The organism is Vibrio sp. 1069, assembly GCF_033340555.1.
Genome location: NZ_JAWOWP010000587.1, coordinates 1 through 605, shown reverse-complemented (window position 1 = coordinate 605; position 605 = coordinate 1). Strand labels below are relative to the sequence as shown.

Sequence of the window (605 nt, the reverse complement as noted above, 5' to 3'; positions counted from 1 at the left end):
TATGGCAATTATCGCAACGTGGCTGAGCGCTTACGCAAAGCCATTTTGTTGTAAGAAGTCCATGGTGATGCGAGATTCAGGCTGCTCTTCTTGCTGACCTTGCAGCAAGCGTTCCATATAACGCGCCAACACATCCACTTCTAAATTCACTTTGCGGCCCACTTGGAACTGGTCGATGGTGGTTTCTTCACTGGTGTGAGGCACAATCGTCAGTTTGAATGCGTTTTTACGCAAATCATTCACCGTTAAGCTGATGCCATCAACGGTGATAGAGCCTTTTTCTGCCACGTACTTGCTGATCTCAGCAGGCATCGCGACCCAAAACTCTATCGCACGACCAACTTGATTGCGCTCCACAATTTCACCCACGCCGTCCACGTGTCCAGATACAATGTGTCCGCCAAAACGTGTCGTCGGCAGCATGGCTTTTTCTAAGTTAACCTTTTCGCCTACTTGGTAGTTTGCAAAACCGGTTTTTTTCAAGGTCTCGAGAGACAAATCCGCGCTGTAGTAATTGCTTCCAAAGTCAATCACCGTTAAGCACACACCATTAGTTGCGATGCTGTCGCCTAACTTTACGTCAGACATGTCTAACTTACCTACTT

At 47.4% G+C, this 605-nt stretch carries 1 protein-coding gene; it reads right to left on the bottom strand.

Annotation, left to right across the window (positions count from 1 at the left end):
* Positions 1 to 30: 30 nt before the first annotated feature.
* Positions 31 to 605, bottom strand: a 575-nt coding sequence (locus tag R7040_RS27905; RefSeq protein WP_318097809.1) for a riboflavin synthase, incomplete at its 5' end; no start/stop codon positions are given.